Source organism: Rhizobium sp. AAP43 (assembly GCF_001296045.1).
GTDB lineage: Bacteria > Pseudomonadota > Alphaproteobacteria > Rhizobiales > Rhizobiaceae > Allorhizobium.
Genome location: NZ_LJHS01000055.1, coordinates 36,516 through 56,348, shown reverse-complemented (window position 1 = coordinate 56,348; position 19,833 = coordinate 36,516). Strand labels below are relative to the sequence as shown.

The window sequence follows — 19,833 nt, the reverse complement described above, 5'->3', positions numbered from 1 at the left end:
AGCCCGCCGCGGGAGAAAGTTCGGTGGGCAGTACCGCGCCTTGAAGTGCTATCTCCCTCCTCTTCCATCTAGCATGCAGCGCTCACGGGCAGCGAAAACCCTGAAACTAATTCCCCAATTGGGAGCGGTTTGCTGAACAGAAATCCCTGAACACTGTCGCAACCGAGCCGCTTGATGTGCTCAAGTTGATCATAGTCTTCCACCCCTTCTGCCACGACAACATGCCCTAAGCCGTGGGCCATCGCGATTATTGACGAAACCACAATTTGGGTGGTAATCCCCCCGCAAATTAACGGGCTTCAAAAGTAGAATTTTCTCGGGCTTTATGATCGAGGAGATTTTGATGAAGACGAGCAGATTCAGCGAACCGCAAATCCTTGCCATCCTGCGCCAGGCAGAAGGTGGGGTCCCTGTGCCCGAGCTATGCCGGGAACATGGGATGAGCACAGCGTCCTTTTACAAATGGTGATCCAAATACGGCGGCATGGACGCGTCGATGATCAGCCAGATGAAGGCTCTGGAGGATGAGAACCGTCGGTTGAAGAAGATGTATGCCGAGATGAGCATGCAGGCAGAACTGCTGAAGGAGGCTTTGGGAAAAAAATAACACGGCCGTCTCAACGCCGAGAGATGGCCGGGAAAGCAGTGGCGTTGCACGGGGTGAGCATTGCGCTTGCCTGCCGCACCTTCGAGGTCAGCGAGACCTGCTATCGTTACAGCGCCAAGCTGAACGACGAGAACGAGCAGATCGCCGATCTCCTGATCGGACTGACGCGGGCGAAGAAGACCTGGGGCTTTGGCCTGTGCTTCCTTTACCTGCGGAATGTCCGAGGACATCGCTGGAACCACAAGCGCGTATACCGCATCTATCGTGAGCTGGAGTTGAACCTCAGGATCAAGCCACGCAAGCGTTTGAAGCGGGACAAGCCCGACGCTCTGACTGTGCCTGATGCGCCGAACCTGGTCTGGTCCATGGATTTCATGGCTGATCGTTTGGAAGACGGTAGGCAATTCCGGCTGTTGAATGTCCTGGACGACTTCAACCGCGAGGGGCTGGGCATTGAGGTGGACTTTTCGCTGCCTGCTGAACGCGTCATCCGCAGTCTGAACCAGATCATCGAATGGCGCGGCAAACCGTTCGCCATTCGTGTGGATAATGGACCTGAGTATGTCAGTGGCAAACTGATGGAATGGGCAGCAACGCAAGGAATTGCTTTGAGCCACATCCAGCCCGGAAAGCCGCAACAGAATGCCTATGTCGAGCGCTACAACCGCACCGTCCGACACGAATGGCTCGACCAATACATCATCGAAAGCATCGAGGAGGCGCAGGAATTCGCCACGCAGTGGCTATGGACCTATAACAACGAACGGCCCAATATGGGCATCGGCGGCATAACGCCCGCGCAGAAACTGAAAATGGCCGCGTGAATTCTACTGCGGAGCCCCGTTAAAAATGGGGGGATTACCGGGTCTCATGGGTTGAAGCAATATCTCTGACCAGCGAGCGATCGATTTTCAAGCAATCATAGGGAAGCTTGGACAGCTGCGCCAAATTGGAGAAACCAGTGCCGAAATCATCAATCGATATCTTGAACCCTACCGCTTTCAGGGCAAGATGAACCGCCCCGGCTTTGCCGGAGACCGTTTGGTTTAAGTTATGCGGCCATGGCTGGCGCGTCCAGCATGGCATAGTATCGTTCTTCGGCCTCGGCTGGCGGTATGTTGCCGATGGGCTCCAGAAGGCGGCGGTTGTTGAACCAATCTACCCATTGCAGCGTGGCGAACTCCACGGCTTCGAAGTTTCTCCACGGTCCTCGCCGATGGATAAGCACGGCCTTGTAAAGACCGTTGATCGTTTCAGCGAGAGCGTTGTCATAAGAATCGCCAACACTCCCCACAGACGGCTCGATGCCCGCTTCCGCCAGCCGTTCGGAATAGCGAATGGACACATATTGCGAGCCGCGGTCGGAATGGTGAACCAGCCCGCCACGATGGACTGGCCGCCGATCATGTAGTGCCTGGTCGAGGGCATCGAGCACAAAGCCCGAATGGGCCGTCCGGCTTGCCCGCCAACCGACGATGCGGCGAGCGAAGGCATCGATCACGAACGCGACGTAAACGAAGCCCTGCCAAGGGGCCACATAGGTGAAATCTGAAAGCCAGAGCTTGTTCGGCGCTGGCGCGAAAAACTGCCGGTTCACCCGGTCGAGCGGACATGGCGCGGTCTTGTCGGCCACCGTGGTTTTGACAGGGGCTTGTCGCCGCATGGCAGAACCTGAAGACTGTACTGCACGAAGGAGGGTGTTCCTTCGACGACATCGTCGAACTAACTACCTACCATGTCGATAGTGCGGATCATCTGCAGCTCTACAAGGACGTCAGGGACAGGTTCTTGCCAAGAGCCCGGTCGACATGGACAGCCATTGGTGTAACCGCTCTGGCGCATCCCGCTCTCCTTCTGGAATTGAAGTGCATCGCGGTTTCGCCTGAAAAAGCGTGACCGACCTGGCATAGTTCCGCGCCTGGCGGGGCAAAACGGACCTCCCCGCGATCTTGCAGTCTGCCGCTTGGTGGTTCTCAACGACCTCCCCTTATTGGTCCTTTTCGGCATACGCTTTCCGTGGGTTCGATGCGAAAATCACTCCCATGCACCGGTCTGGCCGCGAGGGCGCTTTAAACAACCCGAGCCTGCAAAACAGTGGAATGTCTAGCTAACTTGGAAACATTGTTTCTTAAACGTCTCGCCGCGGGGGAAGCCAAGGTCTCGACAATCAAAAGCGAAGAGGGGCCGGTGAGCCAGGACCTCCCCTCTTCGATGATTGAAGGGTAATCTCGCCTTAGGCTGCATCCCGAAAATATTGGCGGCCTTGCCCGGCGCTTGCCTCAAGACGAAAACGCTGAAGTTTATCTTGTAGCAGGCGTGCCTCGCTTGCGAGAACCTGGCTGGCCGCCGTGGTTTCCTCGACCATCGCCGCATTCTGCTGGGTCATCTGATCCATGTGATTGACGGAGGAGTTAATTTCGCCCAGCGCCAGCGACTGTTCCTGCGCAGCCTTGGCAATCGACACCACGTGATCATTGACGCGGTTGACCAAGGACTCGATTTCCTTCAGCGACTCCCCGGTGGACAGAACCAGCGTCACGCCGCCCTTCACCTCCTCTGCAGAGGTATTGATAAGCGTTTTGATCTCCTTGGCCGCGTTGGCTGAACGCTGGGCAAGTTCACGAACTTCTTGCGCCACGACTGCGAAACCGCGGCCGGCCTCACCCGCGCGCGCCGCCTCGACGCCGGCATTCAAGGCCAGCAGGTTCGTCTGGAATGCGATCTCGTCGATCACCGAGATGATCTGGCTGATCTTCTGCGAGGACTGTTCGATGCGGCCCATGGCATCAATCGCGTTACGGACAATGTCGCCCGACTTGCCGGCGCTTGCCTTGGTTTCGCGAACCATTTGGCTTGCTTCGCCGGCGCGCGCTGTCGAGGTCTTGACGGTGGTGGTGATTTCATCAAGGGCCGCTGCTGTCTCTTCCAGAGCTGCGGCCTGTTGTTCCGTGCGCCGTGCAAGCTGATTTGCCGAGGCAGACAGCTCTCCGGAGTTATCGGTAATGGTTCCTGCGGCATTGCGGATGCCTTGCATCGTGGAGCGAAGGGTCGCCATCGTCGCATTGACATTGGACTGGAGCTCGGCAAAAGCCCCCTGGAAATCACCGTGCATCTCCTGGCTCAGATCGGCCTCTGAAAGCGATGCGATGACACGCCGGACTTCGGTTACGCCCTGATCGACGCTTGCGACGAGCTCGTTGATGCTTGCTGCAAAATTCTGGAGGTCAGCATCGTCGTAGGATTTCGAGATGCGCCTGGAGAAATCGCCAGCAACAGCCGCCGAAACGATGCCGCTGATTGACGACTGCAGGTCCTTACTTTGCGCGTGAAGGGCTGCCTCCTGGGCCTCCATCGTGCGCATATGCTGTTCATTGGCGTGGAAGACCTCCAGCGCACGCGCCATCTCGCCGATCTCATCCTTGCGCGCTGTACCGGGGATCAGGCCGGCAAGCTTGCCACCGGCCATTTCGGTCATGATAGCGGTTAAGCTGCGGATTGGATTGACGATGCCGCGTCTGGCGAGAACAAAGGAAACAGCCACGCCGGCGATGATACAGAAAGCAGCCGTCAGCATCAAAACCATCATTGTGAAACCGGAAGCGGACAATGCGTGTTCGCGGGCCCCGGCGAGCGTATTGGCCGAATAGGTCGAGTATTCCTTGACCGTGGCCGTCACTAGCTTCTGAGTTTCCAGAACCTTTGCCAGTTCAGCCTTCATTGCGGGAAGATCCTGGCCGGCCGGTGTCGAGGCAACAGAGACCATCGTGCGGATCTGGTTAAAATAGGCGTCCAGTGCATTGCGGATCTTGCCGAGGATCTGCGTCTCGGTAGCATCTGCGGTGGCAGCAATCTTCGGCAACCTGCCCAGCATCTCGGCGACGCGCCGGTCAGTCTCTGCGGCGAAGTCGGCGGCTTTTTCGGGTGCGATTGCCAGCTGGTAGCTCATGCGCTGGATGGAAATGATGTCGATGCGCAGATCCATGGCCTCGCGGGCGACTTCCTCTCGCGCACCGGTGTCACGCAACGACGCGCCCAGCGTGTTGAGACCTTGCGCGCCGACCGCAGCGATGGCGCCGGCGGCAGCTCCCATCAACAAGACCACAAGGCTGATCTTTTTCAGGATCGAAAGATTGCTGATATTCATTGATGAAAGCTCCCCCATGTCCTCCCCCTCCTGGAGAGTGGCAGATATGCCGAGCATGGACATCATTCCACGCAGAGAGACGAGACTAGCCAGGCAACCATTACAGCTTCGTTTAAATATTGATGTATGTAATTATAAAATACAAATTACACACCATTGCAGCAAGATCATCAATGATCGGCGCAATCTGCTCTACGTGTAGCCACACACGGAGATTTGGGCGTGAGAGAAGGTTAAAACCTTCACTCAGCTCTTCGGAGCGTGAGAAACAGCCGTTTCCGCGACCTGGCAGGATTTTGGAAGGCTGGCAATTATGCCCTCTGCCGTCATGCGCTCAACGAAGTCGGCAAGCACGTCCACAGCAAATTTTCCACGCGAGCGCGCCACCCCCATGGCCTGCTCGATCACCATGAAACGGCCGGGCAGCAGCCTTAATCCACCAAACCGCGCAGCGTCGGCTTCAAGCTGCTGGCGAACGCCGGCTGCGACATCCGCCTCTGTGTGCAAGAAAGTCTCGACGACCACCGTGGATGTCGGTGCCCGCTCGATCACGGCATGCCGGATTTCACGCGAGAGAAAGAGATCATAGGCGCTCGCCCGACCGACCGTCAGCCAAAGTCCCGGCACATCCACTTCCGCAATGCTTTGCAGGCTGGAGCCCTCGCGCACCAGATAACATCCTTCGATCAACAGATAAGGCTCGGTGAACGCGATCAGGCCGGCGCGATCGGGATCGCGGGCGAAAAAGCCGATATCGGCAAGGCCGGCCGCGACCGCGGACACAGCTTTGCCGGCCGTCTCGAATACACTGAGCTGCAACGGCACCTTCAGATCATCTGCAAGCAAACGTGCCAGATCGACGGAAATGCCGCTTACCGCACCCGTGTCGTCGCGCCGTGCAAGCACCGGGTTTCCAACATTGATTGTTGCCCGCAGGGTGCCCGACGGCGCAAGCGCCTGTCGCGCGCTGGCGATATCACCACTTGCCATTTCTTCTCCCAGCCTCCTGCCTTCGATCAGGCGTCGGATCGCTTGCGGCGATCATCCGCCATCAATCTGGCGAGGATCATCGGCAGGATTCCTCCCGCGCGCAGAATGTTTACCTCCGCATTGGTCTCGATGGCGGCGCTGGCCGAGAAAGTCAGCGTCTCGCCGGACCTGCGCTCGAGCCGCACCTCGACGGGGCAGCGCGGCGAAATGGTGTCGGGTTCGGCGACGACCGTCAGGAGATCGCCGGGCACCAATGCCAGTTCATCGGGGCCAAAACCCTCGGGCAGGCGAAGCGGCAGCACGCCCATTCCGATCAGGTTCCAGCGGTGGATGCGCTCAAAACTCTTGGCGAGCACCGCGCGAACGCTGAGCAGCGCCGCACCCTTGGCCGCCCAGTCACGGGAAGACCCCATGCCGTACCGCTCGCCGGCGACGATGACGACCGAGCGCTTTTCATCCTGATATCTCTGTGCCGCATCCCAGAGCGACATCACGGCACCCGATGGGGAGTGGATTGTCGATCCGGGCGGAACATCGCCCAGCAGGTTGCGCACCGTCTTGTTGGTGAACAGGCCGCGGATCATCACTTCCCAGTTGCCGCGGCGCGATGAGAAGACGTTGAGGTCCGTCGGGTTCTCGCCGCGCTCGATCAGGTGACGGCCGGCATCGCCCTTGGCGGGGATCGCGCCTGCCGGCGAGATATGGTCCGTCGTGATGTCGTCGCCGAGAACGAGGATCGGATGCGCCTGATAGGTGCCGAGCTGCGTGCCCTTGCCGAAACTCGCAAATGGCGGACGGCGGATATAGGTCGAATTCTCGTCCCACGGAAACAATGTGGTCGTGGGCGCAGACAAGTCCTTCCACGCCTTGCTCGCCTCCGCCGCATCATAGGCCGGAGCGAAATCGGCAATGCTGGATGCCAGGGTGAGCGCTTCGTCAATCTCGGAAGCGCTCGGCCAGAGCATGGCAAGCGTTACCGAAGTGCCATCCGTAGCAGCACCGATCACGTCGGTCATGATGTCGATCTCGACGGTGCCCGCCAGCGCGAACGCGACGACCAGCGGCGGTGATGCCAGAAAGCCGGCTTCGAGCTGCGGATGGATGCGACCTGGGAAATTCCGGTTTCCGGAGATCACTGCCGCGGGCAGAATGCCGCGCTCAGCCATTGCTTTCGCGACAGGCTCCGTCAGCGGGCCGGAATTGCCGATGCAGGTGGTACAGCCGTAACCGACAATGCCGAAACCGACGGATTCGAGATCGTCCAGCAACCCGGCGCGGACCAGATAGCGTTCGGCCGTTGGAGAACCCGGCGCGGTGGACGTCTTGACCCAGTGCGGCGGGCGCAACCCGAACTGTCGTGCCTTTCTTGCCAACAGGCCTGCCGCGATGAGCAGGCCGGGATCGGACGTGTTGGTGCAACTGGTGATCGCCGCAATCGCCACAGCCCCGTCGTTCGGTTCGCCTTCGACTGCAACAGCACCTGTCTTCATATCACTGATGGCCACGCGGGTGCCGCTGACCGCAATCCTGTCCTGTGGGCGGCGGGGACCGGCAAGGCTTGGCTCGACACTGTCGAGGTCGAGTTCAAGTATCGACGTATAACGGGGATTGGCTTGCGGGTCGAACCACAGCCCGACGCGTTTCGCATAGGCTTCTACAAAGAGAGCGTGCTCCTTGCTGCGGCCCGTCTGCAGCAGGTAGTCGATCGATCTGTTATCGATCGGAAAATAGCCGCTGTTGGCGCCAAACTCCGGTGTCATGTTGGCAACGACCGCACGTTCTCCCGCTGTCAGAGCGGAGACGCCCGGTCCGTAAAACTCGACGAACTTGTCCTGCAGGTCGATCTTTCGCAGCAGATGGGTGATGACGAGCGCGAGATCGGTGGCAAGAACGCCTTCGCGCAGTGCGCCGGTCAACTTGACACCGACAACGTCAGGGACGCGCAGCGCCACCGGCATGCCGAAAAACACGCTTTCCGCTTCTAGGCCGCCCACCCCCCAAGCCAGCACACCGATGCCATTGATCATCGGCGTGTGGCTGTCCGTACCGATCAGCGTGTCCGGCACGGCCCAGAGGCGTCCTTCGCGGCGGTATGGCGTTGCGATCGTGGCCAGCCGCTCGAGATTGAGCGTGTGCATGATGCCGGTACCGGGCGGATGGGCGCGGAAATCCGAAAGCGTGTTGGTCGCCCATTTCATGAAGCTGTAGCGCTCGGAATTGCGGTCGTACTCACGCGCCATGTTGCGGGCCAAGGCAGCAGATGTTCCGAACGCATCGACGGCGACGGAATGGTCGGTCGAAACATCCACGGGAACGACGGGATTGAGCAGCGAAGGGTCGCCGCCAGCCTCCGCCAGGGCCGAACGCATCCCGGCGATATCGACCAGCGCCGGGCCACAGGTCGTGTCATGCATCAGGACGCGATTGGGAAGGAATGGGATCTCGACATCGCTTTCGCCCGTATCAACCCAATCGAGGATCGCCTTGCGCGCGCCGGCCGCATCATCGCCTCCGGTCCGGATCACATTTTCCAGCAGGATGCGGTGAATATACGGCATGCGCGCAAGCTTTTCGCCGGCCTCCGCAGGCAGGTCTATGACTTCGTAAGAGACGTCATTGATTTCAATTTTCATCCGCGTGTCTTGCCCGGTTCAATACATGTCATCGTGAGGGACGGAGGCCTAAGGCATCCGTATCGATTTCGACATTATATAACTATAAAATGCAATCTTCGCAAGGACGTGCCTGACTTTGCCCTGCATATTTGCCTCGCGGGCGTAGACGCGGCGGCGCCGTCAGGCTTGCGGGGTCTTGATGCGTCCGGCGCCAAGGATATGCGTGTAAAGAAACGCAGCGGCTTCGTTCCTGCGTCCATCCTCGATCAGGTCGAGGATATGCAGGTGTTCGTTGGTTTGCCGCGGCAGGCGCGTCCGATCTATCGTGATGCGGTATTCGATGAGGCGGCGCAGACGATTGATGCGTCGGATCGCATCGAGAAAAAATTCATTCTGCGAGCAAGCGACGAGCATCTCATGAAACTCGTTATTGGCCTTGAAGATCTCGGCGCGTGACCACGCTTCGTAACCACCGTCGCGGAGATTGCTCTGGGTTTCGCGAGCACGCTTGAACCCTTCTTGATTCGGCTCGAAGGTCGGCAGGAGCATCGCCTGCTGTTCGATGACGGCACGGAATGCATATCCGTCCTCGTAACTCTTGCGAGAGGTGAGCGCCTGTGTGAATGCCCATCCGTTACCGGGAAGACGCTCTATCCAGCCCTCGTCGGCAATTCGGTGCAGGATCTTGAGCAATCTCGTACGCGGAAGATCGTACATCCGCATCAACTCGTTTTCGCTCACCTTGTCCGGAAGCGCTCCAGACAGGCGGTCGTCCGCCATCCGGAAATAAACGTCTTCATTGCCCTCCGCATCGCCGGGGCCGGTGGGTTTGGCGGCATCGAGGGCCTGCGCATCGACGGCAAGGAAGAAACCGCGGTTGGGTTCCGAGCGCACTATGCCTTGCGCCTCAAGGCTCTTGAGCGCCCCCATGATTGGCGCCCTGGAAACACGAAAGGCATCCGCCAGCATCTGAAGCGGCAGGCGGTCACCCTCACCCATGCCGTTTGTTTTGGCGTATTCGATGATGTTTTCGGTAATTTGAGGCGTCAGACTGTTTCGCGCCATGGGGCTCGCTCTGTTGAATTCGTCTGCCTTCTATCATCGTCGCGTAAGCGAAAAAAGCGGCGGCCAGTGAAGCCGCCGCAGAAATTCTCAGTCTTCATCCTGCTGGAAACGGGACAGGCCCTTGAAGATAAACGGAGCAACCAGTGCGATCATGGCAATGCCGATCATGATCGCAGAGCTCCAGTGCTGGAACAGGATCATCGGATCGCCGAGGCTCATCTGCATGGACCGGCGAAGTGCGCTATCGGCCAGTGGCCCGAGGATCAACCCAACCACGGCAGGCGCGATCGGATAATCGAACTTGCGCATGAAGAAGCCGATGACGCCAAAGCCGGTGAGCAGCAGCAGTTCTACCACGGATGGGTTTGCAGCGATCGTTCCCATCGAGGCGAAGACCAGGATGCCGGCATAGAGCCATGGCAGCGGGATCTTGAGCAACCTCACCCAGAGCCCGACCAGAGGCAGGTTCAGCACCAGCAACATGACATTGGCAATGAACAGGCTGGCGACGAGCCCCCAGACGAGATCGGCATGCTGGGTGAAGAGCAGCGGACCTGGCTGGATATTATATTGCTGGAAGCCGGCGAGCATCACGGCGGCCGTGGCAGACGTCGGAAGGCCAAGCGTCAGCAGCGGCACCAATGTGCCGGCGGCAGACGCGTTGTTGGCAGCTTCCGGTCCTGCGACGCCTTCGATTGCACCATGCCCGAATTCCTCAGGCTTTTTGGAGAGCTTGCGCTCGACATTGTAGCTTAGGAAGGTCGGAATTTCCGCGCCACCGGCAGGCAGCGCACCGATCGGGAAACCGATCACGGTACCGCGCAACCAAGGCTTCCAGGAGCGCTTCCAGTCTTCCTTCGACATCCAGATTGAGCCCTTTACGGGAATGGGCTTTTCCGGCTTGTAGAGATGGCGTGATGCGACGATCAGCGCCTCGCCGATTGCAAAGAGGCCAACAGCCAGCGTCGTGACTTCCACGCCATCAAGCAATTCCGGAACCCCGAACGTCAGCCGTGCCTGACCCGTCAGCTGATCGATGCCCATTAGACCGAGCCACAGGCCGAAAGCAAGACTTGTCAGTCCCCGCAGCGGAGAAGAGCCGAATGTCGCCGACACGGTGACGAAAGCGATCAGCATCAGCCCGAAGTAGTCCCATGGGCCAAATTTGACGGCAACCTTGACCAGCATCGGGGCCAGAAACGCCAGCCCGATCGTGGCAATCAGCGCCGCAACGAAGGATCCGATCGCGGCGGTGGCCAAAGCAGGTCCACCTCGCCCGGAACGCGCCATCTTGTTGCCTTCGAGAGCCGTCACCACCGATGCGCTTTCGCCCGGCGTATTAAGCAGGATGGCCGTCGTCGATCCGCCATACATGCCGCCATAATAGATGCCGGCGAACATGATGATCGAACCGCCCGGATCGAGCTTGAAGGTAACGGGCAGAAGCAAAGCGACGGTCAGCGCTGGTCCGATGCCCGGCAGAACGCCAACGGCCGTGCCGATAATGACGCCTACGGCGGCATAGATCAGGTTCGCCGGCTCGATCGCGGTCGCAAAACCATGAAAAAGATAAAACAGGGAATCCATGGGCAGCCTCAGAACAGTCGTTCAAGCGGCCCCTGGGGCAGCGCAAGCGTCAGCAGCTTGTTGAACATCAGGAAAATGATCACACCGATGATGGCACCAAGACAGAGATCCTTGATGATCGCCTTGTTACCAAACGCACGGGCGGTCAGAGCAAACAGCAGCGTCGATCCAAGGATGAAACCGCCACCCAGCCAGATCGAGCCGATCAGTCCGGCCAGCCCCAAGCCAATCCAGCTCACGGCCTTCCAGTCGGTAACTTCCGCCTCCACATCGCGTGGCCGGAAAGCGCTGACGAGATGTCCAATTGCCAAGGCGGCAAACAGGATCGCCACGAAATAGGATGCAGCACTTGCACTCATGCCGTAACTGGCACGAACTTTCATGTGACTTGCGTCCCAGCATGTAATCACTGCAATGGCAAGCAGGAAGATCGCAACCACCGCGGCAGGCCGGTTGGCGACAGACAATGTCTTGGATGTCATGATGGTCCTCGTCGGCGGGAAGCGACAAGCCGCCTCCCGCTCTCAGATTGGATTAATTCGCAAGGCCGATGGACGTCAGGATGGCGCGGACCCGTTCTGTTTCAGAACCGATAAACGTCTTGAACTCGTCGGATGGCGCGTAGTAGTCGGTCCAGCCGCGGGCTTTCAGGACTTCCTTCCACCGGTCGGACTTTACGGTCTTTTCGACCGCAGCCTTGATGGCATCGAGATCCTTGCCCTCAACGCCGGGACCGGCGAATACACCGCGCCAGTTGACCAGTTCAATATCGAAACCCTGTGCCTTGAGAGGCTGAGCCTCAATACCGGAGATAGGCTCGGGATAAGAAATTGCGAGCGCGCGAAGGTCGCCGGATTTGATCTGGCCTTCCCATTCGCCATAACCCGAAACGCCGGCTGTCGCCTGACCGCCGAGCATGGCTGCGAGGGCTTCCCCGCCGCCGGAATAGGCCACGTAGTTTACCTTGGCGGGATCTTGGCCAGAGCCCTTGGTCACGAGTGCTGCCAGGATATGATCTGCGCCGCCGGCGGAACCGCCGACCCAAATGGTCTTGGCAACATCCTTGGCAATAGTCGCCTTCAGGTCTGCCATCGTCTTAATTGGCGAGTCTTTTGGCACGACGATAACCAGCGGGTCACCTGTCAGGCGGGCCACCGGTGTTACCTGCGTCAGATCAACCGGTGAGGCATTGGAAATGCTTGCACCGACGAGCGTGATGCCAGCAACGAGCAACTGATTGGGGCTGCCCTTGGCAGATCCCACAAACTGGGCAAGTCCGACCGTACCGCCGGCGCCCGGAACGTTGACGACCTGCACGCTCTTGGCGGCGCCGGTGGCCATCATCACTTCCTGCAGGGAGCGGGAAGCGGAATCCCAGCCGCCGCCAGCGCCTGCTGGCGCCGTGATGGTCAATTCAAGGCTCTGTGCATGAACCGGTGAATACGCACTAGCGATGGCGATCGTCGCAGCGAGACATAATTTAAGCAGCTTTCGCATGATGTAATCCTCCACATATCTTCGAGCTCCTCCGAGCTGATTCAAACTGCATTAAATGATTACAAAAGTAAAATGCTTTTACGCAACTTTCGACGATTACCAGTGATGCCGGCCATCGTTTCTGATAAAATGGGCTTTTCTCGCAAAAGATGTGCGTTTCGTGATCGAGATGTCCTTCGCCGCCCGATCGCATGAGGCAGAAAGGCCAAAAAGGGTGGCCATTCTCATAGTCCGTTGCCTGAGAGAAAAACTCGAGTTGTCCTTTGTCACGATAAACTGCAAATAGCCTATTCTTTTAAAGCCCTACGTCTGGAAAATTTGCTGCCTCAGATCTCCATCTTGACGAGATGAAATTCAATCAACAGCAATGAGATGGTAAGCGGCCGCGCCTCCGCTTGTTTTAGAAAATCCAAGCGCCTTGAAAGGAATAGAACCTAATGCGCGCTTCTCAAACAATTAAGTATCTGAAATATTAGCATTTCGCCGACGCCTCAGTCCTCAATCATCGCCCTTGCTAACTGATCCGACAACGGCTTGAGCAGATAGGACAATGCCGTCCTTTCACCTGTCTTGACGAACACCTCCACCGGCATACCTGAAAGCAGGGTTAGGTTCCCGAGCTTGGCCATCTCTTCGACCGGGATTCGGGTCCGAATCGAATACCAGGCATCGCCGGTCTGTGGATTGCTCACGAGATCGGCAGTGACCGTTTCCACCCTGCCAAAAACCTCTGGCGTCGTGCGCTGGTTAAAGGCAGAAAAGCGCAGAACGGCATCCTGCCCCGGATGAACCTGATCGATATCACCCGGTAGAATACGGGCTTCTACGACGAGGCTGTCATTGCTGGGCACGATCTGCATTACAGTTTCGCCCGGAGCGACCACGCCACCGATCGTGTGCACGGCAAGCTCATGCACGATCCCGTCTTGGGGTGAATGGATGTCCACTCGCTTCAACTCATCCTCAGCCGTGATCTGCTGCTCCTCGAGCTCGGCCAGCTTGTTGTCGACATCACGGAGCTCCGTGACGATCTCGGTCCGGCGATCCTGGTCCAACTGGAGGATCTGTAACTCGGTCTCGGTGACCCGCGTGCCCGCCCGGGCTATTTCGGCGATCAGCTGTCCTCGCTCACCGTCGAGCTGTGCCTTCAGCCGCTCAAGCTCGGCAAGCCGATTGAACTGGATGAGCTGCTGGCCGCTGAGGCTGCGCACCCGCACGAGCTCCTGTTCGACCCAGGACAGTTCCTGCTCCTTCGCCTTCAGCCGCACGGTGAGCCCAGCAGTCTCCTGCCCGATCTGGTCAATCCTCTGTCGTAGCTGACTTTGCTGGCTCTGAAGCGCCTCCTGGCGCGCTGCAAACAGCGCCTCCTCGGCTCGGACATAACTCCCACCATCTTCCGTTTCGCTGATGTCGGACATAGCCATGGCAGCAAGCCCATCACGCTCGGCGACAAGCCGCAGTCTTCGGGCGGACAGTTGATCGATCTGCTTGGTGACAATCGCAAGGTTGGCGCGCGTGATCGTGTCATCCATCCGGATAAGGAGATCACCCAACGCGACGCGAGCACCGTTGCGAACGAGGATTTCGCCGACAATGCCGCCTGCCCGGTGCTGGATCTTTTTGACATTGCCATCCACCACCACGACACCGTGACCTATCACTGCCCCTGAAAGCTTCGCCGTTGCGGCCCAGCCGCCGAAGCCGATTACCAGGATCAGCATGGTCACAAAGGCCAGAAGGGAATAATTCCGGATGGACCGCGCGATTGGCGTCATGCTATGCTTGTTTGTCATTTCTCGCCCACCGCCCGCATGGTCGTCTTGCGCAGCACCTCGTCGCGCGGCCCGAAGGTTACCATGGCGCCTTGCGCAACCACCAGAACCTGATCGACCGCCGCCAGCGCGCTCGGTCGATGCGCAATGACAATGACGATCGATCCCTGCTTCCGGAGAGCCAGCATGGCATTTGCCAGCGCTGTCTCTCCCGCCGCATCAAGGCTGGCGTTTGGCTCGTCGAGCACGATGAGGAAAGGCTTGCCAAACAGTGCACGCGCAAGCCCGACCCTCTGCCGCTGGCCGGCCGATAAAATCGCGCCACTTGCGCCAATCCGGGTGTCGTAACCGTCCGGCATCGACAGGATCAGAGCATGCACGCCGGCAAGCTTTGCCGCCTCGATGATGTGGTCCGGCGTCGCGTCGGTAGAGAAGCGGCAGATGTTTTCGGCAATAGTACCGTCGAACAGTTCGACGCCCTGGGGCAGATAACCGATGGAAGACCCAAGCGCCTCCGGATCCCACTGGTCAAGTTCTGCACCATCCAGTCGCACGCTGCCCCTCGCCGGCGGCCAGATGCCAACTAGCGCCCGCGCCAGAGAAGACTTGCCAGAACCACTAGGCCCGATGATGCCGACACCCTGCCCTCCATTAACGCTGAAGCTGATGTCGCGGATTACAGGCGTGTTGGAACCAGGCGCCACGACGGTCAGGCCCGCAACAGTGAGTGAAGCCCCTGGTTTCGGTAGCGACATGCGCGGCACATCCTCACGGAACTGCTCCAGAAGCTTGTACAGTCGATCCCGCGCCTGCCTTGCATTGACGAAGCCCCGCCACTGGCCAATTGCCTGTTCGATCGGGGCCAATGCCCGTGCGGTTAGGATCGAGGCTGCAATCATTGCGCCCGGAGACGCCATCCCGTTGATCGCAAGCCAGGCGCCGAGTGCAAGAACGGCAGACTGGAGCGCCAGTCGGAAGATCTTTGACGTGGTTGAGAAGCTGCTGGTCGCATCCCCCGTGCGCTGTTGTTCGGCAAGATACTCTGCATTCGCCCCACGCCATCGAGCTGTATAGGCACCCCGCATGCCCATTGCCTGCAGGGCCTCGGCATTGCGTCGCCCAGCCTCAAGGAATTCCGCACGCGCCGCGGAAAACTGCGCGATACGCCGCATCGGATCACGCAAGAGGAACTCGCTGGTGATCGTGAGCGCCATCAGGATCACCGCTCCGGCAATAGCAAGCCAGCCCAGAAGCGGGTGGAAGAGGAAGAGGATGCCGACATAAAGCGGAAGCCAGGGCATGTCGCAGATGGCTACCGGCCCAGGTCCGCCCATGAACTGCCGAATCTGCTCGAGGTCCCGGATCGGCTGTGACACCGCTTCCTTGCGAGACATCCTGAGCGGCAACACCATCACCGCGCGGAAGGTCGCGTCGCCGAGGTCCTCCTCGATCCGCTGTCCAACGCGTGTCAGGATACGAGAGCGTAGAAGTTCCAGAATGCCAAGGAAGACATATAGACAGACCGCTAGCACGGACAGCGCCACCAACGTCGGCACGCTTCGGCTCGCCAGAACACGGTCATAGACCTGCATCATGAACAACGGGCCAGTAAGCATCAGCAAATTTGTCGCTGCGCTAATGGCAGCGATCGGGAGCAACGCCGATCGGACCCGGTTGAGAGATGCGGCGACCAGAGGCCGCCGCCCGAGCGTATGAATCGGATTCATCGGGTTGAGTTCATGCTACCAGTCGGAACTCATCGACATCCAAGCGTTGGTGGGTTGATTCCAAACCATCGTGAACCTGTATCCCAGAAAATCCATCCTCAAAGTAGATGGAATCGGTTATATGGCTCACGCCGAATTCGCTTAAGCCATCCAACTCGCTGAAGTCTGATTGGTCATAACCATTTGAAGGGGCCTCCGCCACTAGCTCGGGCTGGAACACTATGGAGTCGGATGAACCGCTTGCATCAGCTGTTGAAAAGCTACTACTCGAAGACTGTTGAAACCACGGCGATCCGTAATCGATGGCAAAAAGCGGAATATTTACATCAATAAGGACGTCATCCATTCCGGACATTCTTGAAGAAATCTGATACCAGAACACCATAACATCGATGTCGCGCTCCAGATTTACGTCGAAATAGCTGTCTCGAACTGCAAATAACTCCAGTCCCGAGCCGTTGGCAACGTAAACATCCTTTCCGTCGATGGCATAACCGGCATCATCAATAGTAATGCTCGAGAACTCAGTATAGTCCCAGACTCCAAATCCTGAAACATGGATAGCATCCGAACTCTCGAAATCCACTATGACGTCGTACCGGCCTCTCGATTCCGAGTTGAAGTACATCACTCCAGAATCAACATCATAGCGGAAAAGGCCCGTTTCGTAGTCTGAATTACCAACGTAGAAGTTATCTACTCCGCCTCCACCAGTTAGGTAATCAGCATCGGAATCCGGCGTTTCGACGGATCCAGAGTACAATGTGTCATCACCATCGCCGCCGTCGATCTGATCGATACCCGCACGCCCAGAGATTGCATCATTGAGAGCGCCCCCGCGCAGAATATCTCCATGATCCTCAAAATCATCGTAGCCTCCTACCACGTTGAACTCTATAGAGTCCAAAATGTTGCCCGACGCTGGAGTCCAGTCTATCCCGCCTGTATCAGGTGCCACATTGGCCACATCAATTCCAACAACGTGCAGCAACGAAGCCACGAACGAATTAGAATTCTGAGTTGCTGCGGAATACGGCAACAAAGACTGTGCAATATTTCCTGCGTGGTGCATCATTGTTTGGAATACGGCTGTCGCATCTCTCCCCGCAAGATCAAGCAGCGCATTGCCGTGCAGCGCCCTATCTTCTATCGGCCGGGCGTCTTCTGACAGAGCCATTGGGACACCGATTTCCACCTCCATGCTGCCCCAATCCAGGGGACTATCGCTAGTAGGGCCAGCTCTCAGAACAAACTCCTGACCGAAATCGTCCTCATAAACGATGTAGAGATGATCCCACACCGTCATCTGCTGCACAGCTTTTGACTCAATATAAAGCCTCGCCATAGTCTTATCCTCTGAAGCGCTATCTATACATATCTTGTAACTATTTGGTTTTACTACAGTACTCGAACCACACGCTGCAAGTCCGATGCATTAATATTGACGCGCACAATAGAGCTATCAATCGGAAATAATTTCAAGCAACGTATCTTGTACCTGACATCCGTCGTGTAAGAAAATGTGATATCTGACCCAGTGGCGAGGACGCTCGATATTCCAAATCCGCTGGATGTTAAGAATGAGTTCAGCATCACAAATGAATACTTATTCATTTCCGCAAATTTCTGGGCAGCGATCTTATTCCGTATTTCATTTCCAGCATCGCTACATGACATAAATGGAACATTTGTTCTAGGATAACCAACTGAAATGAAAAATACAGATGTAACGGCGTTAAGCAGAATAGATAAACATAATAATATCCGCCAAAACAATTCCACTCTCCGGTTACATGATATTGGATTGGGCATCCCGAATGTTCATTTGCGAAATTTCCATGAACAAATGCTTGCAAGTTTGAGACGAGATACACGGCACCAAACGAAAAACTTCCAATCTCAGTATCCGAGGTGCGTATTGCTTTCTTTAAGCGCCTGGGGAAGCTCAGTGAAGCTTGAACACGAACGGGATAACTAGAACGGCTAACGCGAGCTGTTTACCGCAGCACAATTCATTGGTGCAATCTGATGCGGCTCACGCACCTTGTCAAGCAGCAAATAGCGTTCATGCAGATGCCTCTCCGGTGAGTATCTGCCACGTTTACGCAGTGGGAGGTTTCGCCCTATTTTAGGACAAGCAAGTCAGCGGACGGCAACCAGTTTTTCAGCGCATCGCTTAATACGAAGGCCTGCCATGGGCAACGTCCGGCGTGGGACGCGACGTGCAATCTACCTAACTTGATCGAGTCTCATTCGGATACCTAAGCATCCAGCAGCTATATGTGCGTTAGAGGCATTGTACCTACCGACCGCCGCATAAGATGCCATCTCAATGGCTTGCGTATTTATTTTCACTGATGGGTTGGATGCCCCGTGCGCTGTTGTTCGGCAAGATACTCTGCATTCGCCCCACCGCCATAGCGCGGTGTAGGCGCCGCCATGCCCATGGCCTGCAGAGCCTCGGGGTTGAGTCGCCCTTCAAGGAATTCTGCTCACGCCGCCGAAAACTGCGCGATACGGCGCATCGAATAGAGGTGGCTCGGTTCGTTTGAACAGTTTCTGGCGTGTCGCTAAGTGGATTTCCGCCCCGATTATGCCGCCACCATAATTGGTGTCAGCGCGTTGAAGTAGGCCTGATCCGGCGTCTGCCGGTCAAGGGATGAATGAGGGCGTCGACTGTTGTAGAAGCTTAGATATCTACCGATGCCAGCGCGGGCCTCGGACACTGTTTTGTAGGCGTGGAGATAGACCTCCTCGTATTTGATCGACCGCCAGAGCCGCTCGACGAAGACGTTGTCGCGCCACGCACCCTTGCCATCCATCGAGATGGCGATTTCCACCTTCTTCAGCACCGCCGTGAAGTCGACAGAGGTAAACTGCGATCCCTGGTCCGTATTGAAGATGTCGGGTTTGCCATAACGGGCCAGAGCTTCCTCGACTGCTTCGATACAGAAGGCCGCTTCCATCGTGATCGACAGCCGCCATGAGAGCACGCGGCGACTGAACCAATCGACGACGGCGCAGAGATAGACAAAGCCCCGCGCCATGGGGATGTAGCTGATGTCCATGGCCCAGACCTGGTTGGGTCGAGTGACCGCCAACTTGCGCAAGAGGTAGGGATAGATTTTGTGACCCGGCGCTGGTTTGGAGGTGTTCGGGCGACGGTAGATCGCCTCGATGCCCATCTTCTTCATCAGCGTGGCGACGTGCAGCCGCCCGGTCTCCAACCCTTCTCCTCTCAAGAGCCCTTGCAACATCCGACTTCCGGCAAACGGGGTAGTCGAGGTGCAGTTCGTCGATCCGCCGCATCAAGGTCAGATCGCCGTCGGATACTGGACGAGGCAGATAATAGACGCTGCCACGGCTGAAGCCGAGAAGCTTCGCCTGGCGTACGACGGAGAGTTTGTGCTCGCGGTCGATCATTTCTTTCCGCCCAGCAATCCCGCGTTGCCGAGCGCACCGGATAAAAAATCATTCTCCAGTGTCAGTTCGCCGATCTTAGCATGCAGCGTTTTGACGTCCACGGTCGGGCCTGCCGGTTCAGCCTTGGCTTCATCGCCGAAAACGCCCGTCGCCCCCTCTAGGAGCTGATCTTTCCACTGTTTGATCTGGTTGGCGTGCACATCGAACTGCTGGGATAATTCCACCAGCGTCTGTTCACCTCGGATGGCGGCAAGTGCCACCTTCGCCTTAAAAGCCGGGCTGTGGTTCCGGCGCGGTCGTCTCGTCATGGTATCTCCTGTTCCCGGCATCTAAGCCGAAGTCAGGCAGAAATTCCACTTATCCCCACTGTGCAGATTTCCCGAGCCAGCTCTTCACATCGTTCCAG

Annotated in this window: 13 protein-coding genes and 3 pseudogenes; 2 read left to right on the top strand and 14 right to left on the bottom strand. The window is 57.6% G+C overall.

Annotated elements, in window-relative coordinates:
- Positions 1–68 precede the first annotated feature (68 nt).
- Positions 69–242 carry an EAL domain-containing protein gene (locus IP76_RS23735; protein WP_082352653.1) on the bottom strand — a complete coding sequence of 58 codons (174 nt, stop codon included), beginning with the start codon at positions 240–242 and terminating at the stop codon, positions 69–71.
- 101 nt (positions 243–343) lie between these two features.
- Between IP76_RS23735 and IP76_RS20700 the strand changes: the two are divergent.
- Positions 344–1,431: pseudogene (locus IP76_RS20700) on the top strand (IS3 family transposase).
- Between the two features lie 34 nt (positions 1,432–1,465).
- Here the strand turns inward: IP76_RS20700 and IP76_RS23665 are convergent.
- Positions 1,466–1,693, bottom strand: a complete 228-nt coding sequence (locus IP76_RS23665; RefSeq protein WP_082352652.1) for an EAL domain-containing protein — start codon at positions 1,691–1,693, stop codon at positions 1,466–1,468.
- Positions 1,659–2,255, bottom strand: a pseudogene (locus IP76_RS20695) (IS3 family transposase); the annotation flags it as partial. The gene IP76_RS23665 and the pseudogene IP76_RS20695, both read right to left, overlap by 35 nt.
- 23 nt (positions 2,256–2,278) lie before the next feature.
- On the opposite strand from IP76_RS20695, the gene IP76_RS23730 reads away from it, so the two are divergent.
- The gene (locus tag IP76_RS23730; RefSeq protein WP_156318678.1) at positions 2,279–2,503 is read left to right on the top strand and encodes a Rid family hydrolase; all 225 of its coding nucleotides are present in this window, start codon (positions 2,279–2,281) and stop codon (positions 2,501–2,503) included.
- Between the two features lie 337 nt (positions 2,504–2,840).
- Here the strand turns inward: IP76_RS23730 and IP76_RS20690 are convergent, their stop codons facing one another.
- The 11 genes and pseudogenes from IP76_RS20690 to IP76_RS20640 all read right to left on the bottom strand — a co-directional run bounded on the left by IP76_RS20690 (position 2,841) and on the right by IP76_RS20640 (position 19,735).
- Entirely contained in the window at positions 2,841–4,751 is a 1,911-nt protein-coding gene (locus IP76_RS20690; protein WP_054160134.1) for a methyl-accepting chemotaxis protein, read from the bottom strand.
- 246 nt (positions 4,752–4,997) lie between these two features.
- Entirely contained in the window at positions 4,998–5,741 is a 744-nt protein-coding gene (locus IP76_RS20685; protein ID WP_054160133.1) for a transporter substrate-binding domain-containing protein, read from the bottom strand.
- 26 nt (positions 5,742–5,767) lie between these two features.
- Positions 5,768–8,374: an aconitate hydratase AcnA gene (gene acnA / locus IP76_RS20680; RefSeq protein ID WP_054160132.1), complete on the bottom strand. Its 2,607-nt coding sequence runs from the start codon at positions 8,372–8,374 to the stop codon at positions 5,768–5,770.
- A gap of 162 nt (positions 8,375–8,536) precedes the next feature.
- A complete protein-coding gene (locus IP76_RS20675; protein ID WP_054160131.1) occupies positions 8,537–9,421 on the bottom strand; it encodes a GntR family transcriptional regulator in 885 nt (294 codons plus the stop codon).
- Positions 9,422–9,508: 87 nt separating this feature from the next.
- The gene (locus tag IP76_RS20670) at positions 9,509–11,008 is read right to left on the bottom strand and encodes a tripartite tricarboxylate transporter permease (RefSeq protein WP_054160130.1); all 1,500 of its coding nucleotides are present in this window, start codon (positions 11,006–11,008) and stop codon (positions 9,509–9,511) included.
- 8 nt (positions 11,009–11,016) lie between these two features.
- Positions 11,017–11,490: a tripartite tricarboxylate transporter TctB family protein gene (locus IP76_RS20665; protein WP_054160129.1), complete on the bottom strand. Its 474-nt coding sequence runs from the start codon at positions 11,488–11,490 to the stop codon at positions 11,017–11,019.
- 52 nt (positions 11,491–11,542) lie between these two features.
- Positions 11,543–12,505, bottom strand: coding sequence for a tripartite tricarboxylate transporter substrate binding protein (locus IP76_RS20660; RefSeq protein WP_054160128.1), 963 nt, complete (start codon positions 12,503–12,505; stop codon positions 11,543–11,545).
- Between the two features lie 491 nt (positions 12,506–12,996).
- Positions 12,997–14,298 carry an HlyD family type I secretion periplasmic adaptor subunit gene (locus IP76_RS20655; protein WP_245281526.1) on the bottom strand — a complete coding sequence of 434 codons (1,302 nt, stop codon included), beginning with the start codon at positions 14,296–14,298 and terminating at the stop codon, positions 12,997–12,999.
- Entirely contained in the window at positions 14,295–16,004 is a 1,710-nt protein-coding gene (locus IP76_RS20650; RefSeq protein ID WP_054160127.1) for a type I secretion system permease/ATPase, read from the bottom strand. The genes IP76_RS20655 and IP76_RS20650 overlap by 4 nt, the downstream gene beginning before the upstream one ends.
- A gap of 10 nt (positions 16,005–16,014) precedes the next feature.
- A complete protein-coding gene (locus tag IP76_RS20645; protein ID WP_054160126.1) occupies positions 16,015–17,349 on the bottom strand; it encodes a hypothetical protein in 1,335 nt (444 codons plus the stop codon).
- Positions 17,350–18,595: 1,246 nt separating this feature from the next.
- Positions 18,596–19,735: pseudogene (locus IP76_RS20640) on the bottom strand (IS3 family transposase).
- Positions 19,736–19,833: the final 98 nt, after the last annotated feature.

Coding starts and splice junctions, on each gene's coding strand:
- IP76_RS23735 (WP_082352653.1), bottom strand. CDS start 242: ATGGCCCACGGCTTAGGGCATGTTGTCGTGGCAGAAGGGGTGGAAGAC.
- acnA (WP_054160132.1), bottom strand. CDS start 8,374: ATGAAAATTGAAATCAATGACGTCTCTTACGAAGTCATAGACCTGCCT.
- IP76_RS20670 (WP_054160130.1), bottom strand. CDS start 11,008: ATGGATTCCCTGTTTTATCTTTTTCATGGTTTTGCGACCGCGATCGAG.
- IP76_RS20645 (WP_054160126.1), bottom strand. CDS start 17,349: ATGGCGAGGCTTTATATTGAGTCAAAAGCTGTGCAGCAGATGACGGTG.
- IP76_RS20650 (WP_054160127.1), bottom strand. CDS start 16,004: ATGAATCCGATTCATACGCTCGGGCGGCGGCCTCTGGTCGCCGCATCT.
- IP76_RS20685 (WP_054160133.1), bottom strand. CDS start 5,741: ATGGCAAGTGGTGATATCGCCAGCGCGCGACAGGCGCTTGCGCCGTCG.
- IP76_RS20675 (WP_054160131.1), bottom strand. CDS start 9,421: ATGGCGCGAAACAGTCTGACGCCTCAAATTACCGAAAACATCATCGAA.
- IP76_RS20660 (WP_054160128.1), bottom strand. CDS start 12,505: ATGCGAAAGCTGCTTAAATTATGTCTCGCTGCGACGATCGCCATCGCT.
- IP76_RS20665 (WP_054160129.1), bottom strand. CDS start 11,490: ATGACATCCAAGACATTGTCTGTCGCCAACCGGCCTGCCGCGGTGGTT.
- IP76_RS20655 (WP_245281526.1), bottom strand. CDS start 14,298: ATGACAAACAAGCATAGCATGACGCCAATCGCGCGGTCCATCCGGAAT.
- IP76_RS20690 (WP_054160134.1), bottom strand. CDS start 4,751: ATGAATATCAGCAATCTTTCGATCCTGAAAAAGATCAGCCTTGTGGTC.
- IP76_RS23665 (WP_082352652.1), bottom strand. CDS start 1,693: ATGCCATGCTGGACGCGCCAGCCATGGCCGCATAACTTAAACCAAACG.